The organism is Escherichia sp. Lx600-2 (genome assembly GCF_036662595.1).
Taxonomy (GTDB): domain Bacteria; phylum Pseudomonadota; class Gammaproteobacteria; order Enterobacterales; family Enterobacteriaceae; genus Escherichia; species Escherichia coli.
Genome location: NZ_JAYQWM010000207.1, coordinates 1 through 1,883, shown reverse-complemented (window position 1 = coordinate 1,883; position 1,883 = coordinate 1). Strand labels below are relative to the sequence as shown.

Annotated in this window: 3 protein-coding genes and 1 pseudogene; all 4 read right to left on the bottom strand. The window is 45.3% G+C overall.

From position 1 onward, the window contains the following. Positions 1-171 precede the first annotated feature (171 nt). Positions 172-670 (bottom strand): annotated as a pseudogene (locus tag OQV04_RS24460) (DUF2514 domain-containing protein). Next, positions 667-1,200: a lysozyme gene (locus tag OQV04_RS24455; RefSeq protein ID WP_001092971.1), complete on the bottom strand. Its 534-nt coding sequence runs from the start codon at positions 1,198-1,200 to the stop codon at positions 667-669. The pseudogene OQV04_RS24460 and the gene OQV04_RS24455 overlap by 4 nt, the downstream one beginning before the upstream one ends. Continuing rightward, positions 1,197-1,508 carry a YdfR family protein gene (locus tag OQV04_RS24450; RefSeq protein ID WP_000189916.1) on the bottom strand — a complete coding sequence of 104 codons (312 nt, stop codon included), beginning with the start codon at positions 1,506-1,508 and terminating at the stop codon, positions 1,197-1,199. The genes OQV04_RS24455 and OQV04_RS24450 overlap by 4 nt, the downstream gene beginning before the upstream one ends. A 4-nt stretch (positions 1,509-1,512) precedes the next feature. Beyond that, positions 1,513-1,728 (bottom strand): phage lysis protein EssD, encoded by a 216-nt coding sequence (gene essD, locus OQV04_RS24445; RefSeq protein WP_000839590.1) that lies wholly within the window; start codon positions 1,726-1,728, stop codon positions 1,513-1,515. Positions 1,729-1,883: the final 155 nt, after the last annotated feature.

Below are 1,883 nucleotides of genomic sequence, written 5' to 3'. Positions count from 1 at the left end.
GTAAAGAAAAACACAGCAATGAAAGAATAGCTTTATTTATTAATAAAACGTATCATTCTGATTAAGACCTTTTATCTTACCCTTAAGATTTCAGGAATTTTGGCTCATGGAAGAGTCCTTTTTATTTAAATTTTACATTCCGCGATGTAAATGTTCCGATTTAATATTACCCTACATTTGATGCTTTTTATCTCTTAAAGATTCATAGATCTGTTGACAAGTCACTCCTGCGATGTAGCGTTCGTCAGCAATTTCAGCATAAAGCTGAGCTTCTGCTGCAATATCTCCGAGCATGTTGGTGAGCATTCCTTCGGCGGTTTTGGTTGTTTTGCCTCTGACGGCAGCGGCAAGATCTGCGGTATGCTTCGCTGCGTCAAGGCGTATGGCATATTTTTTTGCTTCGGCACGCAACTGGTTAACACTATCAGACAGATAAGCAGCCCTGGCAGAAATTTCAGCAGATTTCTGTTGTGCATCTTTTACAGCCTCATCACGGGCTATAGTTCGCCCCTGTTCAATATATTCGAGCAGCAACTTGAGCATTTACCTCTTGTGATAATGCGGCAGCATCACGTTCCGCCCATTTTTTTTGCCATCCTCTGTCGCTCCAGACATTTCCGACGATAAATCCTGACAACACGAGAAAAATCACCATGAATATCTGATTCACTGTTCTATCCCCCAGCAGGTTAATGCGCTCTCCTGGTCACGACGAATAACCTGACCGTAACAGTTATTTGAACGAATGCGGCAATCGCGTCCGCCATCCTTAATCCACCAGCGAATCGCTTCGCATGCACCTTTACGATCACCAGCATTCAGCCGCTTATAAAACGTCGACGGGAAACACTTACCGGGGCCAATGTTATAGGGACAAAATGACGCGATACCCGCTTTTTGTGGTTCGGTCAGTGGTACTTTAATATTGCGCTCCACCCATGCCAGCGCCTTATCACGCTCAATGGCGTTGACCTGGTCGCATTTTTCCTTCGACAGTTTCATATTGGGAAAAACGGTTTTTCCATCCACCACTGTGGCACCCCGACAGATGGTCCATATGCCAGAACCATCGCGGTATGCCATTGTATGGTTACCTTCTTTTTCGTCCAGAAACTGGTCAAGTATCTGAGGAGCAGATGCGCCAGCACCAATCAGCGCCAGAACGGCAGCCGACAGGCCGTATCTGATTTTTGTGTTCATAGATATTTATGATGAGGACGCTCGTGCTTATTGGCAGGATTTTCAATCTTAAAGGAGTACTGATGCTGCAGATAAGACTCAACTTTTTCTGACAATTTTTCTGCTACTTCCAGGAAGACTTGCCGGACGCTCCTTCTGGCTGCTGCCTCATAAAACTCCAGCGCAGCTCCTTCAACACGGTCCATGGCGACATCCAGGTCAAAAATTTCACCGTCAAAGCGTTCTTTGTCCTGTAAGGCTACAGTTACCGTAACTTTGTTCTCAAAATTACGGACTCCTTTCACAACCAGTTCATAGTCTTGAGTCATTGGATTACTCTCCTCTCGCAGCCTTACGCCTGTCTTCTTTAATCTTGAAATAAAGATTTGTCAGATACGTCAGCAGGCCAAAAACCAGGCTACCCAGCACACCGATTGCAGCCCACTGTGACGGAGTTACTTTATCGAGTAACTGCAATGCCCAGAAACCAGCATTACCCGCCGATGTGCCATAGGCAACACCTGTTGTTAACTTATCCATTGATTTCATATCCTCACCCCGATGTACACGGATGGTGCAATATGTTTGAAAAGATCGGAGTCTACGGGGTAGTTTTGACAGCACACGCTGGGTGATGCTGCCAACTTACTGATTTAGTGTATGATGGTGTTTTTGAGGTGCTCCAGTGGCTTCTGTTTCTATCA